15 protein-coding genes are annotated in these 20,395 nt (G+C 66.8%); 11 read left to right on the top strand and 4 right to left on the bottom strand.

The window, feature by feature from the left end; genetic code table 11:
• Positions 1-60: 60 nt before the first annotated feature.
• The 4 genes from V3314_RS24020 to tssA all read right to left on the bottom strand — a co-directional run bounded on the left by V3314_RS24020 (position 61) and on the right by tssA (position 3,754).
• Entirely contained in the window at positions 61-549 is a 489-nt protein-coding gene (locus V3314_RS24020) for a type VI secretion system tube protein Hcp (protein WP_046616247.1), read from the bottom strand.
• A 71-nt stretch (positions 550-620) separates the two neighbouring features.
• Positions 621-2,117 (bottom strand): type VI secretion system contractile sheath large subunit, encoded by a 1,497-nt coding sequence (gene tssC / locus V3314_RS24015; RefSeq protein ID WP_046616246.1) that lies wholly within the window; start codon positions 2,115-2,117, stop codon positions 621-623.
• 11 nt (positions 2,118-2,128) lie between these two features.
• Positions 2,129-2,644: a type VI secretion system contractile sheath small subunit gene (gene tssB / locus V3314_RS24010; protein ID WP_025340314.1), complete on the bottom strand. Its 516-nt coding sequence runs from the start codon at positions 2,642-2,644 to the stop codon at positions 2,129-2,131.
• Positions 2,645-2,716: 72 nt separating this feature from the next.
• Entirely contained in the window at positions 2,717-3,754 is a 1,038-nt protein-coding gene (gene tssA / locus V3314_RS24005) for a type VI secretion system protein TssA (RefSeq protein ID WP_046616244.1), read from the bottom strand.
• 395 nt (positions 3,755-4,149) lie between these two features.
• Here tssA and tagH point away from each other — a divergent pair, with 395 nt between their 5' ends.
• The 11 genes from tagH to V3314_RS23950 are packed head-to-tail and all read left to right on the top strand — an operon-like array spanning position 4,150 to position 20,329.
• A complete protein-coding gene (tagH, locus tag V3314_RS24000; RefSeq protein WP_338459726.1) occupies positions 4,150-5,544 on the top strand; it encodes a type VI secretion system-associated FHA domain protein TagH in 1,395 nt (464 codons plus the stop codon).
• A 39-nt stretch (positions 5,545-5,583) separates the two neighbouring features.
• Positions 5,584-6,081 (top strand): type VI secretion system lipoprotein TssJ, encoded by a 498-nt coding sequence (gene tssJ / locus V3314_RS23995; RefSeq protein ID WP_196174295.1) that lies wholly within the window; start codon positions 5,584-5,586, stop codon positions 6,079-6,081.
• A gap of 15 nt (positions 6,082-6,096) precedes the next feature.
• On the top strand, positions 6,097-7,431 hold the full coding sequence (tssK, locus tag V3314_RS23990; RefSeq protein ID WP_338459725.1) for a type VI secretion system baseplate subunit TssK: 1,335 nt from the start codon (positions 6,097-6,099) through the stop codon (positions 7,429-7,431).
• Between the two features lie 6 nt (positions 7,432-7,437).
• Positions 7,438-8,745, top strand: coding sequence for a DotU family type VI secretion system protein (locus V3314_RS23985; protein WP_046616240.1), 1,308 nt, complete (start codon positions 7,438-7,440; stop codon positions 8,743-8,745).
• Positions 8,742-12,251, top strand: a complete 3,510-nt coding sequence (tssM, locus tag V3314_RS23980; protein ID WP_338459724.1) for a type VI secretion system membrane subunit TssM — start codon at positions 8,742-8,744, stop codon at positions 12,249-12,251. Before V3314_RS23985 ends, tssM begins: the two co-directional genes overlap by 4 nt.
• Entirely contained in the window at positions 12,248-12,904 is a 657-nt protein-coding gene (gene tagF / locus V3314_RS23975; protein WP_046616238.1) for a type VI secretion system-associated protein TagF, read from the top strand. Before tssM ends, tagF begins: the two co-directional genes overlap by 4 nt.
• Positions 12,901-13,620, top strand: a complete 720-nt coding sequence (locus V3314_RS23970) for a protein phosphatase 2C domain-containing protein (RefSeq protein ID WP_046616237.1) — start codon at positions 12,901-12,903, stop codon at positions 13,618-13,620. Before tagF ends, V3314_RS23970 begins: the two co-directional genes overlap by 4 nt.
• A 14-nt stretch (positions 13,621-13,634) precedes the next feature.
• Positions 13,635-16,634 carry a serine/threonine-protein kinase gene (locus tag V3314_RS23965; RefSeq protein ID WP_196188648.1) on the top strand — a complete coding sequence of 1,000 codons (3,000 nt, stop codon included), beginning with the start codon at positions 13,635-13,637 and terminating at the stop codon, positions 16,632-16,634.
• A complete protein-coding gene (locus tag V3314_RS23960; RefSeq protein WP_085600968.1) occupies positions 16,634-17,338 on the top strand; it encodes an ATP-binding cassette domain-containing protein in 705 nt (234 codons plus the stop codon). Before V3314_RS23965 ends, V3314_RS23960 begins: the two co-directional genes overlap by 1 nt.
• Complete coding sequence (locus V3314_RS23955; RefSeq protein ID WP_085600969.1) at positions 17,338-18,540, top strand: FtsX-like permease family protein; 1,203 nt, start codon at positions 17,338-17,340, stop codon at positions 18,538-18,540. Before V3314_RS23960 ends, V3314_RS23955 begins: the two co-directional genes overlap by 1 nt.
• Entirely contained in the window at positions 18,533-20,329 is a 1,797-nt protein-coding gene (locus tag V3314_RS23950; protein WP_338459723.1) for an SUMF1/EgtB/PvdO family nonheme iron enzyme, read from the top strand. The genes V3314_RS23955 and V3314_RS23950 overlap by 8 nt, the downstream gene beginning before the upstream one ends.
• The last annotated feature ends 66 nt before the right edge of the window (positions 20,330-20,395 follow it).

Here is a 20,395-nt window from a genome sequence, read left to right as displayed (position 1 = left end):
GTGAGCGGGTGAGGTGGGGGAAGGCGCCCGCGCCAGCCAAGGCGGCGCGGGCGCGGTCGGTCAGATCTTGACGTTGGAGCGGATGTTCCAGCCGTACTTGATCGGGCCGCCTTCCTTGGTGCCGTCGGCTTTCTGCGGCTGATAGTCGACGGTGACCTTGGCGAAGTTCAGGGTCACGTGCTCGGTCAAGCGGTCGTCGCTGCCCGAGCCACCGGTGCTCAGCGAGCTGATGATGACTTCTTCGAGGTTGATGATCAGGTACTCGACCTGGCTCTCGCCCCCGGCCTTGCGCACGGTCAGCTTGACCTTGTCGATGTGCTTGCCGCTGGAGCAGTGGGCCATCAGGTTAGGGCTGGACTTGTCGATGTACTTGGTGATCGACAGGTCCTGGATGTTGACCTTGCCCGAGCCGCCGCCGCTGCCCATGTGCATGTTGCCGGACTGGGACATGCCCCAGCTCCAGTTGAGCACGTCGATTTCGTCCTTGTGGGCCTTGTCGTGGGACTCGCCCTTGATGTCGCCGATCTTGATGAAAATATCTACAGCCATGGTGTCCTCGGTATTACATGTCAGGTTGGCGGTTGGGTGCAGTTGGGGCTGTCAGGCAGCCCCCAGGGCTGTCAGGCCCCTTTGGCCGAAGGCAGCTTCGATACCAGGCGCAGCGACACGGTCAGCCCTTCGAGCTGATAGTGCGGGCGCAGGTAGAAGCGCGAGTTGTAGTAACCCGGGTTGCCTTCGACGTCCTCGACCACAACCTCGGCCGCTGCCAGCGGGTGCTGGGCCTTGGTGGTCTCGGTGGAGTGCGCCGGGTCGCCGTCGACGTAGTTGAGGATCCAGTCCTGCAGCCAGCGCTGCATCTCGTCCTTCTCCTTGAACGAGCCGATCTTGTCGCGAACGATGCACTTGAGGTAGTGAGCGAAGCGGCAGGTGGCGAACAGGTACGGCAGGCGCGCGGCCAGGTTGGCGTTGGCGGTGGCGTCCGGGTCGTCGTACTCGGCCGGCTTCTGCAGCGACTGGGCACCAATGAAGGCAGCGAAGTCGGTGTTCTTCTTGTGCAACAGCGGCATGAACCCGTTCTTGGCCAGTTCCGCTTCGCGGCGGTCGGAAATGGCGATTTCGGTCGGGCACTTCATGTCCACGCCACCGTCGTCGGTGGGGAAAGTGTGCGCCGGCAGGCCCTGTACTTCGCCACCCGACTCAACGCCACGAATGCGCGAGCACCAGCCGTAGTACTTGAACGAGCGGTTGATGTTCACGGCCATGGCATAGGCGGCGTTGGCCCAGGTGTACTTGCTGCTGTCGGCGCCGTCGGTGTCTTCTTCGAAGGCAAACGCCTCGACCGGGTCGGTCTTTGCGCCATAAGGCAGACGCGCCAGGAAGCGCGGCATGGTCAGGCCGATGTAGCGCGAGTCTTCGGACTCACGCAGCGAGCGCCAGCCAGCGTATTCCGGGGTGGTGAAAATCTTGGTCAGGTCGCGCGGGTTGCTCAGTTCCTGCCAGGAGCCCATGCCCATCACGGTCGGCGAAGCGGCGGCAATGAACGGCGCGTGCATCGAGGCGCAGATCTTCGACATCTCGCCCAGCAGCTCGACGTCGGGTGGCGACTGGTCGAAGTAGTAGTCGCCGACCAGGCAGCCATAAGGTTCGCCGCCGAACTGGCCGTACTCTTCTTCGTACAGCTTCTTGAACACCGGGCTCTGGTCCCAGGCGGTGCCCTTGAATTTCTTCAAGGTCTTGTGCAGCTCGGTCTTCGAGACGTTGAGCACGCGGATCTTCAGCTGCTCGTCGCTCTCGGTGTTGTTGACCAGGTAGTGCAGGCCACGCCAGGCGCTTTCCAGCTGCTGGAAGTCGTTGTGATGGATGATCTGGTTGACCTGTGCGGTCAGCTTGGCGTCGATGGCGGCAATGATCTGCTCGATCGAGCCAATGGCATCGTTGGACACCAGGCTGGTCTGCGCCAGGGCCTGCTCGGCCAAGGTACGCACGGCGCTTTCCACCGCTTCCTTGGCACGTTCGGTCTTGGGCTTGAATTCCTGCAGCAGCAGGGCGGCGAACTCGCTCGGGTCCTGGGTGGCAGCTTCCGGCTGGGCCTGGGCGTCGCGCAATGGATCGTTCATGGGCTGTCTCCTCAGGCCTTGGGCTCGTTGTCGACGGGTTTCGGTGCGCTGGCCAGGGCTTGCAGCAGGGCCGGGTCCTTGATGGCCTTGAGGATGATGTCCTCGGCACCGGTCTTGCCGTCCATGTAGGTCAGCAGGTTGGCCAGTTGGGTGCGGGCCTCGAGCAGCTGGTTGAGGGCGTCGACCTTGCGTGCCACGGCGGCCGGGCTGAAGTCGTCCATGCTCTCGAAGGTGATGTCCAGGCTCAGGTTGCCTTCGCCGGTCAGTTCGTTGGGCACGTTGAAGGCCACGCGTGGCTTCATCGCCTTCAGGCGCGAGTCGAAGTTGTCGACGTCGATTTCCAGGAACTTGCGCTCGGCCACCGCTGGCAGCGGCTCGGCCGGCTTGCCGGCAAGGTCCGACAGCACGCCCATGACGAACGGCAACTGGACTTTCTTCTCGGCGCCGTAGAGCTCGACGTCATATTCGATCTGCACCCGCGGCGCACGGTTGCGCGCGATGAATTTCTGGGAGCTGTCTTTCGCCACGTTGTTCCTCCTGGTCGCCGGTACGGCGGCGCTGTTCGTTGCGGGCGTCGGTGTTGATGCGGGCCGAGGACGTCAGTTGTCCTCGGGGCCGCGCAGGTTCTCGAATTGCGACCAGCCATCGGGGATCAGGTCGCGCACAATGGTTGCGAAATCGGCATGGACCAGCTTCTTCGCCCGGTGTAGCAGTACCGGCAGTGGGCTTGATGGTTCGTGGCGGGCGTAGTACTGCAACAGGCGGTCAAGGCTCTGCTGCACGTCTTCGCGGCTGTTGACTTCGCCGGGGCGGGCAGCCGGCCGTGTGCCGGGGCCGGCGCTGGCGGTCGCCTGCTGTTCGTCATCGCGCTCCGCAGCCGGTGTGTCACCGGCTTGCGGGGCAGGGCCCGCACCGTCGGGGCAGTAGTCAGCCAGTACCTGCTGCACCAGGCGCAGCGGCTGGCGCAAGGCTGACAAGTCGATACCGCTGGCCGACCCGACCTGGTCGTTGACTCGGCTCTCGATGGCGTCCACGGCCTCGCGGGCCAGCTGTAGCGCTTCTTGGCATTGCTGCAGCTGGTCGGGGTCGGCATCACGCAGGGCGGCGGCCAGTTCCTCGGCGCTGAGCTGTTCGCTGGCGAAATGCTGAACACCTGCGGCGTGCAGCGCCGCGCGCAGGGTAACCGGGCCGAAGGCACGCGAGCGCACCAGCACCGCGTCACGCAGCAGCGCGATGTTGGTGTCGCAGGCCAGGCCGGCCAGGGCGTTGACCCGTACCGTGGGGTCATTGTCGTCGGCGGCGTCCAGTTGCGGGTGCAGGTGCAGCCAGTACTCGCCGAGCAGATCGCGGATCAGTTCCAGGCTGGCGGCAAGCCCTGGGAGGCCGTGCAGGGCCAGGTTGGCCTGAAGCAGAAAATGGGTGATGCGCAGGTCTTTGCTGCGTTGCAGCAAGGCCGTGCTTGCCTGCTCGATATCGCGCCACTGCGGTGGCTCGGCAGGCTGGACGGCGTCGCCCATGACGCGCTCGGGGCGGCCCTGGGCGTCACGTTCCAGTTGCAGAAACTCGGCGTCATATTCCAGGTCATCGCCGCAGGGGAAGTCAGCGGAAACAGCGGCGAGCAGCGGCGATGCATTCACCAGAATTCGATCTCCATATCGGCCCTTGGTGAGGGCGTGTTGTTGTGCGAAGTTGCAAATGTGAACTGGCGCACAAACTTTCCAAAGAGTGCCGGGGTGATATCATGGTGATATTATTTTGGCACTTCGAAGTTGCGCATTTATGGTTTATTTATTCGCGCGTGTCAAGGTAAGCTACGCGCCCTCGAGTGCCAGCTGTGAATTCGTTGGCAGTAACCGGGCACCGCTCGTCCGATTCCATTCAGTTAACCTCGGCGTTAGCGTTGAATAGCCGTCGTATGTTCGGTTGCAGGCGTGAAGCCCCGTAAATCAAGGGGTTCAGCCATATTTGAGTGGCTGTTGAAAAATAACTCAAATGGATGGATCGGTGTTTTAAATGGATGCATGGAGGCGTGATGGCACTTTGCCTAACTATCACTAGTTACCACAAGATTACTCCCGGGCAATGCCCGGAGATGCGGCTGGAAACCGGTGCCATCACGCTTGGCCGTGCGGCGGATAATGACTGGGTACTTCCGGACCCCGAGCGGTTGGTATCGGCCCGGCATTGTGTGATCCAGTTCAAGGACGGGCGATATTTTTTGACCGATGACAGTACGAACGGTGTGGAATTAGTTCGTGCTGGTATTCGCTTGCGTCGCGGTAACAGTGAGCCGTTGCTGGATGGCGAAGTTATCCGTATTGGGGAATACGAGATACAGGCGCGCATCGACGCGAACCTGCCCGGCACCCTGGATGGCGAACCCCAGGCACACAGTTTCGAGGCGCTGATGGCCAACCAGGTGGCGGCCCCGGCCATTCCCGCCCCGCCGATTTCCGGTGCGCCGGCTGCGTTCCTGCAAGGCGCTTCGAACCACGACACGCTGCCTGACCTGTTCGACTTCCTTGGCCCCTCGAGTGTGCCGCCGGTCAGCCAGCCCGACCATGTGCCGGCTCAGCAGCACGACTTTCGCCCGCCAACCCCCGTGGCGGTGCCTGCCCCGACCGTCGAACCGGCTGCGCCGGGGATGATCCCGGAAGACTGGAACCTGTTCGGCTCGGCACCGGCACCGGCACCGGCACCGGCACCCGCACCCGCACCCGCACAGACACAGACCCCGACTGCGCCGCCTGCGCCAGCCATTCCGGCAGTGCCTGCACAGCCGGCTGCGAGCGCTCCGGTCGCAGCACCCACCGCTGCGCCTGCGCCAGCTGCAAGCAGCGATGCGTTGCTGCAGGCGTTCCTGCGCGGCGCCGGTGTCGAGCACTTGCGCATCGACGCCGCCGACGCCGCCGCGCAGATGGAGGCCATCGGCCAAAGCTACCGCTTGATGGTGGAGGGCCTGATCGACGTGTTGCGTGCACGCAGCAGCCTGAAGGGCGAGTTCCGCATGCAGCAGACCACCATCGCCCCGGTGCAGAACAACCCGCTGAAGTTCGCCCCAAATGCCGACGAGGCGTTGCTGCTGTTGCTGCGTCACGGCAACCAGGCGTTCATGGCGCCGGACCAGGCCGTGCGTGAAAGCTTCGATGATGTGCGCGCCCACCAACTGGCGGTGATGGCGGGCGTGCAGGCCGCCATCAAGCACCTGCTTGCGTGTTTCCAGCCGGCGCGCCTGGAGCAGCGCCTGGCACCTGCGGCTGGGCTGGCCAAGTTGTTCGGTGGCTCGCGCCAGGCCCACTGCTGGCAGCAGTTCACCGAGCTTTACGGGCAGATCTCCCGTGAAGCCGAAGACGATTTCCAGGAACTGTTCGGCCGCGAATTCAGCCGCGCCTACGAGGCCCACAGCAACCGTTTGCAACGTAGTTGAGCGCACCCAGGAAGACCACGGTACGTCAAGAGGACAAGGATGAAAGCAATAAGACTGGTCGCAGCCCTGAGCCTGGTGCTGCTGGCCGCCTGCAGCAAGGACTCGCCGGTTGCCCCCGCTGCCGACAGTGCACCGGACAGCGCCGCCGTGACCCTGTATTTCAGTGCCGCCGAGGGGCTGAACCCAGGCCCTGGCGGCACGCCTGCGCCGGTACGGGTGCGCCTGTACGAGTTGAAGAACAGCGCGGCATTTGCCCGCGCCGACTACTTCGCCCTGGCCGAGCGCGCCCAGGCCACCCTCGGCGCCGACCTGATCGACCAGGACGAAGTGCTGTTGCAACCCGGCGGGCAGTTGCGCGTGGAGCGTCCGCTCGACCCTGCCACTCGCCACATCGGCCTGGTGGTCGGTTACCGCGAGATCGACCAGGCCCAGTGGCGCAGCGTGCTGCCGGTGCCGCCGCGGGACTATCAGATCAGCCTCGATGTGCGTGCCGTGCGCAGCGCCGTGGCCACCCCACAACCTGAACCTGCCCGCTAGGCAATCGGAGTCCCCATGTCCTGGAACAATCGCGTGGTGTGGTCGGAAGGCATGTTCATCACGACCCAGCATTTCCAACAGCATGATCGCTACCTCGAACACTTGGTCGACGCCCGCAACCGGCCGCTGAACGCGGCCGCCTGGGGGTTCTCCGAGCTGCTGCTCGATCAGGGCCTGCTTGCCCAGGGCAAGGTGGCGATTATCAGTGCCCGCGGCTTGCTGCCCGATGGCACGCCGTTCGACATTCCCCGCGACGACCTGCCACCCGCGCCGCTGGAAGTGCCCGACGATCTGCGCGATGGCGTTGTCCACCTGGGGCTGCCACTCAAGCGAGCAGGGGCCCGCGACACCGTCGACGAGGGCGAAGCCCTCGCTGGCGCCCGTTACATCAGCCGAGTCAGCGAAGTGCGTGACGACAACGCGCCGTTCGAGAACCGTGCCCCACTGGCCCTCGGCAGCCGCGCCCTGCGCCTGCTGCGCAGCGAGGACGGCCTGAGCGACTACGCCGCCCTCGGCATGCTGCGCATCCGCGAAAAGCGCGCCGACCGCGCGCTGGTGGTGGATGACAGCTACATCCCGCCGGTACTCGACGTGGCGGCCAGCCAACAACTGTCCGGTTTCTGCGGCGAGCTGCTGGGCCTGTTGCACCAGCGTGGCGAAGCGCTGGCGGGCAGGGTGGTCGCCTCGGCCAATGGCGGGGCGTCGGAGATTGCCGACTTCATGCTGCTGCAACTGGTCAACCGCGCCCAGCCGCTGGTCGAGCACCTCAACCAGCTGAGCCCGCTGCACCCCGAGCGGCTGTACAGCGAGCTGGTGGCCCTGGCTGGCGAGTTCGCCACCTTCACCCGCGATGGCCGCCGACCGCGCAGCTTCCCGGTCTATCAGCACGACGACCTGGCGGCGACCTTCGCGCCAGTGATGGCCGCCTTGCGCGAGGCCCTGTCGACGCTGATCGACAGCAAGGCGGTGGCCATCCCCATCGTCGAGAAGGCTTACGGCATCCACGTTGGCATGCTTGCCGACCGCAGTTTGCTCGACAGCGCCAGTTTCGTCCTGGTGGTGCGTGCCGATGTGCCCAGCGAGACGCTGCGCAGCCGCTTTGGCCAGCAGAGCAAGATCGGCTCGGTGGAGCACATCCGCGACCTGGTCAACCTGCAACTGCCGGGCATCGGCCTGTTGCCATTGCCGGTGGCGCCCCGCCAGATCCCGTTCCATGCCGGTTCCACCTACTTCGAGCTCGACCGCGGCAGCGAGCATTGGAAGCAGTTGCAACACTCCGGTGGCTTTGCCTTCTACGTCGCCGGCGAGTTCCCCGGCCTGAGCCTGGCCTTCTGGGCCATTCGAGGATAACCCGTGATGCACCCGGACGATCCGCAGGCCAACGACCGTACCCAGTTCATGCCGCGCCCCGGTGGCCGTGCTGCCCCGCAACCCGCCGCGCCAGCGCCGCAGCCGCCACCGTTGCAGGTACCGGCCGAGCCCCTGGCGCCTGGCCAGGGCGTGGGTCTCAACCCACTCGAGCAGGCGGCCGGGCCGTTGCTGGCCTTGCTTACCCGCCTGCGCAACACCATCGCTCATTCGGCGCCGGCCAGCCTGCGAGCGCAGTTGCTGGCGTATCTGCGCCAGTTCGAGACCCGTGCCGAAGCCGCCGGGGTGGTGCGCAACGAAGTGCTGCTGGCGCGCTATGCGCTGTGCACCGCGCTGGACGAGGCGGTGCTCAGCACGCCGTGGGGCAGTGCCAGCGACTGGAGCCGCCAGAGCTTGCTGATCACGGTGCACAACGAGGCCTGGGGCGGTGAGAAGGTGTTCCAGCTGATGGAGCATTGCCTGCAGAGCCCGCGCGAACGCCTCAACCTGCTGGAGCTGTTGTACCTGTGCACCAGCCTAGGCTTCGAGGGCCGCTACCGGGTCATGAACGATGGCCGCGCCCAGCTCGAAGCGCTGCGCGAGCGCACCGCTGCGGCAATTCGCAGCGCCCGTGGCGAGCGTGAGCGCGAACTCTCGCCACACTGGCGTGGGGTGGCCGTCAGCCGTGACCGCCTGGCCCAGTTCGTGCCGCCATGGGTGGGCCTGGCGGTGGCCGTGGCATTGCTGTTGCTGCTGCTGTTCGGCCTGCGCCTGAAGCTGGCCGCCGATGCCGAGCCGGTGTTCCGGGGTATCCACGCACTGGGCGAAATCCCGGTACAAGCCATGGACCGCCCGGTGCTGCAGCCCAAGCCAGTTGAGCGCCCGCGCCTGGCCGGGTTCCTCGCCGATGACATCAAGGCCGGCCGGGTTTCCGTCGAAGACGCGGTCGACCGTTCGGTGGTGACCATTCGCGGCGACGAGCTGTTCGCCAGCGCCAGCGCCAGCATCAAGGGCGATTTCCAGCCGCTGATGCTGCGCATCGCCGAGGCTGTGGCCAAGGTCAAGGGCAATGTTCGGGTCACCGGGCACAGCGACAACCAGCGCATCGCGACGTTGCGCTTCCCATCCAACTGGGCGTTGTCCCAGGCGCGCGCCGAAGAGGTCAAGGGCATCCTCGCCGCGCGCACCGGGCAACCCGAGCGCTTCAGCGCGCAAGGGCTGAGCGACACCGAACCCCTGGCGTCGAACGACACCGCGCAGGGCCGGGCGAAGAATCGCCGGGTTGAAATCACCGTTCTGGCGGAGGGCGTCGAGTGAAGGCGTTTTTCAGTTTTGTCATTCGCTGGGTTATCCCGCTGCTGGGCCTGATCGCCCTGAGCCTGATCATCTGGTTCGTCGGGCCATTGCTGGACATGCTGGCGTCGCCCACGCCACGCTGGCTGCTGATCGTCCTGTTGTTCGCCCTGTGGGGCGGCTACCGCGCCTGGCGCATCGTGCAGGCGCGCCGGCAGGCGGCCAAGGTCATGCAGAGCCTGGCCGCAGAAACCGCCCCGGACCCTGCCAGCGTGGCCACCACCGAAGAGCTGGCGGCGCTGCGCCAGCGCATGGACGAGGCCCTGGCCCTGTTGAAGAAGGCCCGCCTGGGCGGTGACGAGCGTCGCAACCTTTACGAGCTGCCGTGGTACGTGATCATCGGCCCGCCCGGCTCGGGCAAGACCACCGCGCTGGTCAACTCCGGCCTGCACTTCCCGCTGGCGGCGCAACTGGGTGAGGGCGCCATCCGCGGTGTGGGCGGCACGCGCAACTGCGACTGGTGGTTCACCGACCAGGCGGTGCTGCTCGACACTGCCGGCCGCTACACCACCCAGGACAGCCACGCCCAGGTCGACAAGGCGGCCTGGCTGGGTTTTCTCGACCTGCTCAAGACCCAGCGCTCGCGCCGCCCCATCGACGGTGCATTCATCGCCATCAGCCTGTCCGACCTGCTGCTGGGCAGCGACGCCGAGCGCGGCGCCCATGCCGTGGCGATCCGTGCGCGCATCCAGGAGCTGTACAGCCAGCTGGGCGTGCGCTTCCCGGTGTACCTGATGCTGACCAAGCTCGACCTGGTGCCGGGCTTCATGGAGTTCTTCGACAACCTGGGCAAGGACGAGCGCGCCCAGGTATGGGGCATGACCTTCCCGCTGGATACCGTCGAGCAGGGCGCTGACGGCCCGTTGGCGCAGTTCGACAACGAGTTCGCATTGCTCGAACGGCGGCTCGGCGAGCGCCTGGTCGAGCGCCTGCAACAGGAACGCGACCCGGCCCGACGCGACCTTATCTACGGTTTCGTGCAACAGTTCGCCGCCTTGCGTGGCAACCTCCACGCTTTCCTCGACGGCATCTTCAAGCCCAACGCCTTCGAGGCACGGGCGTTGCTGCGCGGTGTGTATTTCACCAGCGGTACCCAGGAAGGCAGCCCCATCGACCGACTGATCGGCAGCATGGCCCAGAGCATGGGCCTTGACCGTGCGCACCTGGCACGCCAGAGCGGTAGCGGGCGCAGCTATTTCATCGAGCGGCTGTTCACTGCCGTGGCCTTCGCCGAGCGCGGCCTGGTCGGCAGCAACCCCAAGGTGGAGCGGCGGCGCCGTTGGATCGCCCGTGGTGCGCTGGCCCTGAGCGTAGCCCTGGTGCTGCTGGTCGGGACCTTGTGGGCCCTCAGTTACCGGGCCAACCAGCAATACATCGCCGAGGTCGACAGCCGCCTTCAGCCACTGGGCAAGAGCGTGCAAGGCCTGAGCCCTGCGCAGCGCAACGTGGTCGACGTGCTGCCGCTGCTCAACGCCGTCCGCCACTTGGCCGACAACCCTCCCAGCTGGGCCGAGGGTCTGGGCCTGTATCAGGGCGACATGCTCGAAAGCGAATCGCTGAGCCTTTACCGCAAGCTGCTGATCGCCATTTTCGCCCCTCGCCTGGTCACCCGCATCGAGGAACAGCTGTATGCCGGGGGGCCGTCCGACTACCTCTACGAAGGGCTCAAGGCCTACCTGATGCTGGCCGATGCCGAGCATTACGACCCAGACTTCATCAAGGCCTGGATCACCCTCGACTGGGAGCGCCAGTTACCCCGCGACCTTGCGCCTGACCTGCGTCAAGCCCTGGGGCAGCACCTGGCGGCGCTGTTCGAGAAACGTCCGCCGAACGCACGCCTGGACCAGCGCCTGATCGACGACACCCGTCGCCAGCTGCAGCAGTTGCCGGTGGCCCAGCGTGTTTACGACCGGGTCAAGCGCCAGAAGCTGCCAGGCGGGGTCGAAGACTTCCGCGTCAGCGACGCCGCCGGGCGCGATGCAGCCCTGGTGTTTCGCTTCAAGAGCGGCAAGCCGCTGAGCGAGCCGCTGCCGGGGCTGTTCACCGTTCAGGGCTACCGGCAGGCATTTCTCGCCGCCAGCCTGGCGCAGAGCACCACGCTGGCCGAGGAGCGCTGGGTGCTGGGCCGCACGCCGGGCGAAGCGGGCGATGCCAAACGCCTGGCCGATGATGTGCAACAACTCTACTACCAGGATTACATCCGTCACTGGGATGCCCTGCTCGACGACCTGGACGTCGTGCCTGTCACCAGCGTTGGCCAAGCCGCCGATGTGTTGCGGGTGCTGTCCGGGCCGACCTCGCCGCTGAAGCAGCTGCTGCAGGCGGTGGCCCGTGAAACCAACCTGGCGCAGCCGACCACGCTCGACAAGGCCCAGGACAAGGCCGAGCAGGCCGGTGTCGACCAGTTGCGCCAGCGCCTTGGCGGGCTGCTCGGCGACGCGCCGCTACCCGTTGACAGCCCAGCAGCCCGTACGCAGGACCCGGTGACCGCGCACTTCGCCGAACTGGCCGCGCTGGTTGGCAGCGGCGAAGGCCAGCCCGCCGCCATCGACGGCTTGCTCACCGACCTCAATGCGCTGTACGTGCAGGTCAGCGCCATGGTCGGTGCCAGCGGCGATGCCTTGCTCGGCGAAGCCAAGAACCAGGCCCAGGCTGCGGCGCAACGGGTAGCCCTGGGTGCGGCGCGCCAGCCCAGGGTGGTGCAGAACCTGGTCAGTTCGGTACTCGGCTCGACCCATGGCATCGTCATGGGCGGGGTGCGTAACCAGCTCAATGCCGCCTGGGCCAGCGAAGTGCTGAATGTCTACCGCCAGTCGCTCAGCGGCCGCTACCCGCTGGTGGCCGGCAGTTCGCGTGACGCCACCCTGGAAGACTTCGGCCAGTTCTTCGGGGTCGGCGGGGTGATGGACAACTACTTCCGCAAGTACCTGCAGCCCTACGTCAATACTTCCAGCACGCCCTGGAGCTGGCAGCCGGGCGCTGCGCAGAAACTCGGGATCAGCGGCAATGTGCTGTACACCTTCCAGCGCGCGGCGACCATCCGCGATGCGTTCTTCCGCAGCGGTAACGGCCTGCAGCCAAGCGTGCGTTTCGAGCTCAAGCCGGTGGCGATGGACGCCAGCATCACCCAGTTCCTGCTTGATCTGGACGGTCAGCAGGTCAGCTACGACCACGGCCCGAGCCGCCCGGTGGCGTTGCAGTGGCCCAACCCGAACAGCATCGGCGTGGTTCGCCTGTCGATCGCGCCGCCATCGGCCAGTGGCCGTTCGGGGCTGACCGTGGAGGGCCCATGGGCGTGGTTCCGCCTGCTCGACCAGGCCGACCTGGTGGCTGGCAGCTCGCCGGAGCGTTTCAACCTGCGTTTGCGCGTGGATGGCGCCAGCGTGTCGTACGAGCTGCGTGCCAGCAGCGCTTTCAACCCGTTCCGCAGCCGAGTGGTCAGCGGTTTCAGCCTGCCGGAGCATCTGTGAACGACGTGGGTTTCTACGGAAAACTGGCCTGCCGCGGCGACTTCGTCAGCCGTGGCTTGCCGCAGACCTTCATCCAGCCCTGGGACCAGTGGCTGGCCGCCGGTATCCAGGCCAGCCAGCAGGCGCTTGGCGAGGCCTGGCTGCAGGCCTACCTGGTCAGCCCGTTGTGGCGCTTTGCCCTGGCGCCTGGTGTGTGTGGCCCGGATGCGGTGGTTGGCGTGCTGATGCCGAGCATTGACCGGGTGGGGCGGTATTTTCCGCTGAGCGTGGCGCAGGTGCTGGAGCCCGGGGTGGCGATCGCAGGCATCGTTGGCGGGGCCGATGAGTGGTTCGAAGGTGTCGAGGCGGCGTTGCTGGGCACGCTTGAAGCGGATGCAGCCTTCGAGCACTTCGAGGCAGCCTTGCAGCCTTTCGACCAACCCCGGCCGCTGCTGCAGGGGGCACGTGTGGCCGTGGGCGGGTTGCAGCGGCTGGACGGCATCACACCGCAGGGCAGGGCGTTGGCACTGGCCGAATGCGCCTGCGAGGGCATGAGCCTGTGGTGGGGGCTGGGCAGCGAGCGGATCGCACCTGGCCTGCTGCGTAGCCAGGGCCTGCCGCGCAGCGACCAGTTCGCCGCGTTCCTGCTGGGCAGCGAGGCAATACCAGCATGAGCCGGGTGCACTACAGCGCGGCCAGTTACAGCCATGTAGGCATGGTCCGCAAGATCAACGAAGACGCCTGCCTGGAGCTGACCTGGGATGGCCTGTGGGCCGTTGCCGACGGCATGGGTGGGCATGCCGCCGGTGACTATGTGAGCAGCCTGGCCGTGGACAGCCTGCGCCAGTTGCCGCTCGTCGATGGGCTGGAGGATTTCACCCAGGCCCTGCGTGACACCCTGGCACGGGTAAACCGCGCCGTGCGCGAGGAGACCTTGCGCCGGGGCGTGGCGATGATGGGCAGCACGGTGGTGGTCCTGGCGGCCCGTGGGGACCGCGCCGTAGGCCTGTGGGCCGGGGACAGCCGGCTGTATCGGCTGCGCGATGGCTGCATCGAGCGCCTGTCGCATGACCACAGCTACGTCCAGGAACTGCAGGACAGCGGCCTGCTCAACGAGGCCGAAGCCCGCGTGCACCCGCGCGGCAACATCGTCACCCGCGCCATCGGCGTCGAGGACCAGCTTGAGCTGCAGGCGGTGGATGTGCAGGTAAAGCCCGGCGACACCTATCTGCTGTGCAGCGACGGCTTGAACAAGACCGCCGAAGACCACGAGATCGCCGACGTGCTCGGCCACGCCGACCCCTATCAAGTGGTTCGCAGCCTGGTGCACCTGGGGCTGACCCGTGGCGCCCCTGACAACATCACCGCCGTGGTGGTGAAGGCGAATTGAAGAGCACACCGAACATGCAGATTCCCGGATTCGACATCGACAGCGAGATTGGCCAGGGCGCCATGGCCAGTGTCTATCTGGCCACCCAGCGCTCGCTGCAGCGCAAGGTGGCGCTGAAGGTGATGGCCGCGAGCCTTGCCGCCGACCCCACCTTCTGCGAGCGCTTCCTGCGCGAAGGGCGCACCTTGGCGCGGCTGGCGCACCCGCACATCGCCACCATCCATGACATCGGCAACGTCGGCGAGCTGTACTACATGGCCATGGAGTACCTGCCCAGCGGGACCCTCAAGGAGCGCATCGCCGCCGGGCTTGCCCCCGAGCAGGGCTTGCTGTACGTGCGGCAGATCGCCCAGGCGCTGGGTTATGCCCACGGCCAGGGGTTGGTGCACCGCGACGTGAAACCGGCCAACATCCTGTTCCGCGCCGACGGCACGGCAGTGCTCTCGGACTTCGGCATCGCCAAGTCGCTGGATGACCGCACCCAGTTCACCCAGGCTGGCTTCGCCGTCGGCACCCCGAGCTACATGAGCCCGGAGCAGGCGCGGGGCATGGACATCGATGGCCGCGCCGACCTGTATGCGCTTGGGGTGGTGCTGTACGAGATCCTTGTCGGCGAGCTGCCCTACCGTGGCACCGATGCGTTGTCGACCGCACTGGCCCACCTGACCGAGCCCCTGCCGGAGCTGCCCATCGAGCACGGGCGCTACCAGGACATCCTGCGCAAGCTGCTGGCCAAGGACCCTGATCACCGCTTTGCCGATGCCGACGCGTTGCTGGCTGCACTCGACCGCTTGCCTGCCGATGACCAGGACACCACGGTGATCCGGCCTTTGCCGGTCGCGATGCCGGGCAAGGCCGACCTTGGCGGGCTGACGCCGGTATCCATCGATATTCCGCAGGTCGCGGCCGAGCCGGTCGCCTCACCCGCGCCTGCAACGCAGCCGTCGCGGTCCGGGCCTGCTGCGCCGCCGAAACCAGCCTCGGGCATGCCGGCCAAGGCCTTGCTGGCCGTGGCCATCGCCGCGGCGCTGGGCCTGGGCGCGACCTTCTTCTGGTTGCGTAGTGGCAGCGACCAACCGGCTGCGCAGCCACCGGTGGTGCAAACCGCGAGCGATCCGCTTACGGCAACCACTCCGCCGCCAGCTGCCAGCGAAGACGGCCGGCCTTTGCTGATGCCGGGCAAGAAAACCCTGTTCCAACGCGTGCTGACCAAGCCCGAAGCGCAATTGCGGGCACGGCCCGGTGACAGCGCGGGTGAGCCACTGCCGGCGTTCTCGGTACTGTACGTGTACCAGCGCAAGGACATCGATGGCCAGCCATGGCTGGAAGTGGGCGCCTCCAGCAGCGGCCAGCGCGACGGCTGGTTGCCGGCTGCACAGACCAGCGACTGGAAGCAAAGCCTGGTACTGAAGTTCACCGAGCGTTCCGGCCGTTCACCGGTGATGTTCATGCGCCAGGCCGACGACCTGCAGCAGCTGCTCGATGACACCGGCAAGGCCCGTGCCGACCTGCTCAAGGCGCAGAACGAGCCCGATCAGGTGCCTCAGGTGCTGGCCCTGGAGCCGGCCGCCAGCGCGGTGCCGCAGAACCAGTTCTACCTGATGCCGATCTTCGACTACCGCGAAAGCTTCGGCGCCGACGGCCAGCCGGTGCAGTTGCTCAACGTCGCCTCCATCGACCCCGGCAGCAGCGTTCGCGGCCAGGCGGCCACGGCTGCTGGTGCGGCCGTGGCGACGGACAACCGCTTCCGTACCGGCATCGTCCTGGTGGTCGACACGTCCGTGTCGATGCAGCCCTACATCGACCGCGTGCGCCAGGTGGTCAGCGAACTGCAGGCGCAACTGGCTGCCCAGGGCGAGCTGGACAACGTCAGCTTCGGCCTGGTGGGCTTTCGCAACAGCGTCAAGCGCACCCCGGGCCTGGACTACCTGAGCAAGACCCTGGTCAGCCTGGAGGAGGGCCGCGATCCGGCGCGCTTCCTCAAGGCTGCCGCGCAGGTCAAAGCCACCAGCGTCTCCAGCCATTCGTTCAACGAAGATGCCTTTGCCGGCGTGATGCAGGCCGTGGAGGGCATGGACTGGTCGGGCTATGGCGGGCGCATCGTCCTGCTGGTCAGCGATGCCGGTGCCCTGCGCAAGAACGACCCTTACAGCAGCACACAGATGAACGAGGCCGAGGTTCGCCAGGCTGCGTTGAGCAAGCAGATCAGGATCTACGCCCTGCACCTGCGTACCCCGGCCGGCGCGAAAAACCATGGCGCTGCGGAAAGCCAGTACCGCGTACTCACTGCCGACAGCAACCCACAGATCGGTGACCTGTACGTGGGGGTGCCGGGCGGCGATGTGGGCGCCTTTGGCGAGCGCGTGCGCGAGATCGGCTCGACGTTCGCCGAACTGGTGCACCAGGTGCGTGAACAACAGCCACAGCCGTTGCCCCAATTGGGTTCGGGCGCGAGCCTGGCGGCGAAGTCCCAGGCAATCGGTTATGCCATGCACATGGACTTCCTCGGCCGTAACGGCGCCAGCCAGGCGCCGCAACTGGTCAGCGCCTGGGCCGCCGACCATGACCTGGCCAACCCGGCGTTGCCGAGCCTGCAGGTGTGCGTGATGCTGACCAAGCTGCAACTCAATGACCTGCAGCAGTCGCTGAAGCTGATCGTCGACGCCGCGCGCAAGACCCGCAGTTCGCCGGGTGATTTCTTCAACGAGATCGCCAGCGCGAGCGCCTACATGAGCCGCGACCCGGGCGCCCTGCGCAAGGGCGCAAACCTGGCCCAGGGCGGGGTACTGGGCGAATACCTCGAAGGCCTGCCGTACCGCAGCAAGTCCCTGAGCATGACCGAGGACCTGTGGCTGTCGCTGTCGGTGGCCGAACAGGAGGATTTCATCGACGAACTGGACTCGAAGATCCGCCTGTACGAAACCTTCCACAACGACATGGCCAACTGGGTGCGCTTCGGCAAGGCCGAGCCGGGCGATGCCCTGTACCGTGTACCGCTGTCGACGTTGCCGTGATGATCAGCCTGCACGCGGTGCGCAAGACGCGCGGCCAGGGGGCCCAGCGCTACAGCCTGCAGATCGACCGGCTGCAGCTGGCTGCAGGGGCACGGGTGGCGCTGGTCGGCCCCAGCGGCTGCGGCAAGAGTACCTTGCTCGACCTGCTGGCGCTGGTGCTGGCGCCGGATGCCGCCGAGGGCTTCGTCTTCGCCGGCACCGATGTGGCTGGCCTGTGGCGCCAGCGCCGCCTCGATCAGTTGGCGGCGCTGCGCAGCCGCCAGCTGGGCTATGTGCTGCAGGCCGGTGGGTTGCTCGGTTTCCTCGATGTGCGTGGCAATATCCGCCTGCCACGGCAGCTGTTGGGGCTGGGCGAGGACGGCAGCGTCGAACGCCTGGCCGAGGCGCTGGATGTGCATGACCAGCTGGCCAAGAAGCCCGCCGCGTTGTCGCTGGGGCAACGTCAGCGGGTCAGCTGCGCCCGGGCTCTGGCGCATGCGCCGGCCTTGTTGCTGGCCGACGAGCCTACCGCGGCGCTGGACCCGGTGAACGCCGAGCGGGTCATGCAGTTGCTGCTGCGCGAAGCACAGGCGCGCCAGGTGACCTGTGTGCTCGCCACCCATGACGAAGCGCTGGCGCGCCGGGCCGGGTTGAGCGTGCTGCGCATGGCCTGCCGGCGCGATGCCGACGGCGGCGTCACCGCCACCTTGGCGCAGGCCGTCTGATGCGCCCGTGGCTGATCGCCGGCCTGGCCTGGCAGGACTACCGCAACGATGCGCGGCTGTCGGCGTGCAGCGTGCTGGCGCTGGTCGCGGTGATCGCGCCGTTGCTGGTGCTGTTCGGGCTCAAGTTCGGCCTGGTCGGCAGCCTGACCGAGCGCCTGCAACGCGACCCGAGCGTACGCGAGATCATTCCCTTGGGCGGTGGCCGTTTCCGTGCCGATTTCATCGATGCCCTGGGGCAGCGCCCGGACGTCGCCTTCGCCATCGCGCGGACCCGGCAGATCGCCGCCACTGCAGAGCTGCTGCTGCCTGCCAAGGGGCGTGCGGTAACCGTCGAGATGCTGCCGACCGCTGCCGGTGACCCTTTGTTGCAACAGGTGCCACCGCCGCAGGGCTTGCAGCAGGTGGTACTGAGCTTTACCGCTGCCGAGAAGCTCGGTGCCGCTGCCGGTGATGAGCTGCAGGCCAGCTTCAGCCGGCAGCAGGCCGGCCAGGTGCAATGGCGCCAGACGCGCCTGCAGGTAGCCGCCGTGCTGCCGTTGACGGCGTTCGAGCGCGATGGCCTGTTTGCTTCCCTGGCCCTGCTCGAAGCGGTCGAAGACTACCGCGACGGGCGCGGCGTGCCGGCGCTGGGCTGGCCGGGTGAGGGCGCAGGCACTGATGCGCAGCGGATATACCCGGCGTTTCGCCTGTATGCCCGTGGGCTGGCTGATGTCGAGACGTTGCGCACCTATTTTGCCGAACGCAGGTGGCTGGTATCGACCCAGGCTGCGCAGATCGCCCAGGTGCAGGCCCTGAGCCGCAACCTGGACCTGCTGTTCTGGATCATCACCAGCCTGGCCGTGGCCGGTGCCGTGGCAGCCGTCGCCGCTGGCGCGGTGGCGGCGGTACAGCGCAAGCAGCGTGAGCTGGCGGTGCTGCGCCTGCTGGGGTTCGGCACGGCCGCGCTGCTGCTGTTCGTGGTGCTGCAGGCGCTGTACAGCGGCGTGCTGGCGGCCGCAGTTGCCGCCGCTCTGTACCTGCTGGCCGAGCAGGGCCTTAACCGGATTTTCACGCAGGTGCCAGGCGAATACGCCAGCCATCTGTTGCCCATGCATTACTTCGTTGCGTTGTCTGCGGTGCTGCTGGCCAGCACAGCCGCTGCTGCCCTGGGCGGCTGGCGGGTGACGCGCATCGATGCCAGTCAAGGAATCCGTGATGTCTGAACTTCGCCTCGGGGCTGCGGCCCTGCTTCTGACAACGCTGGGCCTGGCGGCCTGTTCGCCGGGTACCGACGAGCCGCCTGCCAAGTCGGCCAAGCCGGCCAACGCCGCTGCCGCCAGCGCCCCGGCACAGCCGGTCGACACCAGCAAGCTGGACAACCCCAAGCCTTTGCCAGGCGACGTCAGCCTGCCGCTGCCATGCGGCGGCGAACTGGTGCTGCGTAGCGTCTATGTGCTGGCCCAGGGCAGCCTGGACGACCGCGAGGTCAACCTCGGCTACCCGTTCAGCGAGGGTGAGGCCGGCTACCAGCAGTCGTTCATTTCCGGTTATCGGCGTGACTTCATCAATGGCCAGTTCAGCCTCCAGGACCTTTCGCCCGCCTGGCAGAAGGCCGTCGCCCCCAACCTGCCCGAACTCGACCAAGCTGGCCCGCTCAAGCCGATGATGTATTTCATTGGCAAGTACGAGGTCAGCGCCCGGCAGTACGCCCAGGTGATGGCTCAGGCCCAGTCGCTGGCCAGCAGCGAGGCGCCGCCGGCCTGCCAGCCCGATACCACGGCGGCCGGGCGCCTGCCCAAGGTCAAGCTGTCGCGCTTCGAGGCCGAGCGCTTTGCCGCGGTGTATAGCGCCTGGTTGCTCAAGCATCACCGCGACCTGCTGCCGGTCAGTGGCCGGGGCAGCAAGGCCGAGGACGGCGGGGTCGGTTTCGTGCGCCTGCCCACTGAAGTGGAGTGGGAGTTCGCTGCCCGTGGTGGCTCTGCGGTCAGCCGACAGGAGCTGGAAGGGCGGCTGTTCCCGCGCAAGGTCCAGGGCAGTGACAGCGACGGGCCGCTCGGCGACTGGGCGGTGTTCAACCAGGTGGCTGGCGGCACCGGGCAGGCCGCACGCCTGATGCCGATCGGTACCCGGCTGCCGAACCCGCTGGGGCTGTTCGATGTGATCGGCAATGCCGCCGAAATGGTTCAGGAGTCGTTCCAGCTGGTGCATGCCGGCCGCTTGCAAGGCGCCTATGGCGGCTTTGTGGTCAAGGGCGGCAACTACCTGGAAGGCGAGGGCACGCTGTTTACCGGCATGCGCCGCGAGTACCCGTTGTTCGGCGCTGACGGTACCGAGCAGCGCAACGAGACCACGGGCTTCCGGGTGGCCATCGGCGCCTTGTCGGCACCCCGTTCGCGTTACCAGGAACTGTTCGAGCAGTGGCAGAAGGAAGGGCGCCTGGCCAGCCTGACCGACGATATCGACGCCGTACAGGACCCGACCAAGCGCCTGGACAGCATCATCGCCGCCACCGCCGACCCGCGCCAGCAGGCCGAGCTGGGGCTGGTCAACGAAGAACTCAAGCGCAGCGTTTCGCTGATCGGCCGCCAGCGCGAAGAAGCTGCCGGCAACCTGATCCAGTCTGCCGCGCTGGTGGCCGAGACCATCAACAACTACAACATTCGCCTGACCAACCTGCGCAACACCCAGGCCGAGGCGAAGGCGCGTGGCGACCAGACCACCGTGAGCATGTATGCCGCAGCCATCGCCAACGGCCGCGCCGCCCTCGATGGCGCCGTGGCGATCTACATCGACAACCTGGCCAGTGGTACGCGCTACACCGACGCGGTGATCCAGGCGCAGTTCCAGCGGGTAAAGGAAGAACTCAACCGCAAGCCGGTCCTGGGCAAGAGCCTGGTAAGCCGCGCGACCCTGTTCGTTCGCCACGTTGGGGAGTACCGCCAGAACCGGCGGGCCGACCCGGCGACGATCCTCAAGGAGCTCCTGGCATCGGCCGCCGCGCGGCCTTCGTAGTGGCTTCTGCCTGACGCAACCGCGGGGCGGCATGAAGCCCCCCGTTTTAACCACCCCACGTGAGAA

The sequence above is a fragment of the Pseudomonas sp. TE3-3-F2023 genome (assembly GCF_036784815.1).
Lineage (GTDB): Bacteria > Pseudomonadota > Gammaproteobacteria > Pseudomonadales > Pseudomonadaceae > Aquipseudomonas > Aquipseudomonas pudica.
Note: the sequence above shows the minus strand (reverse complement) of the source record. Positions and strands in the feature narration are given on the sequence as shown.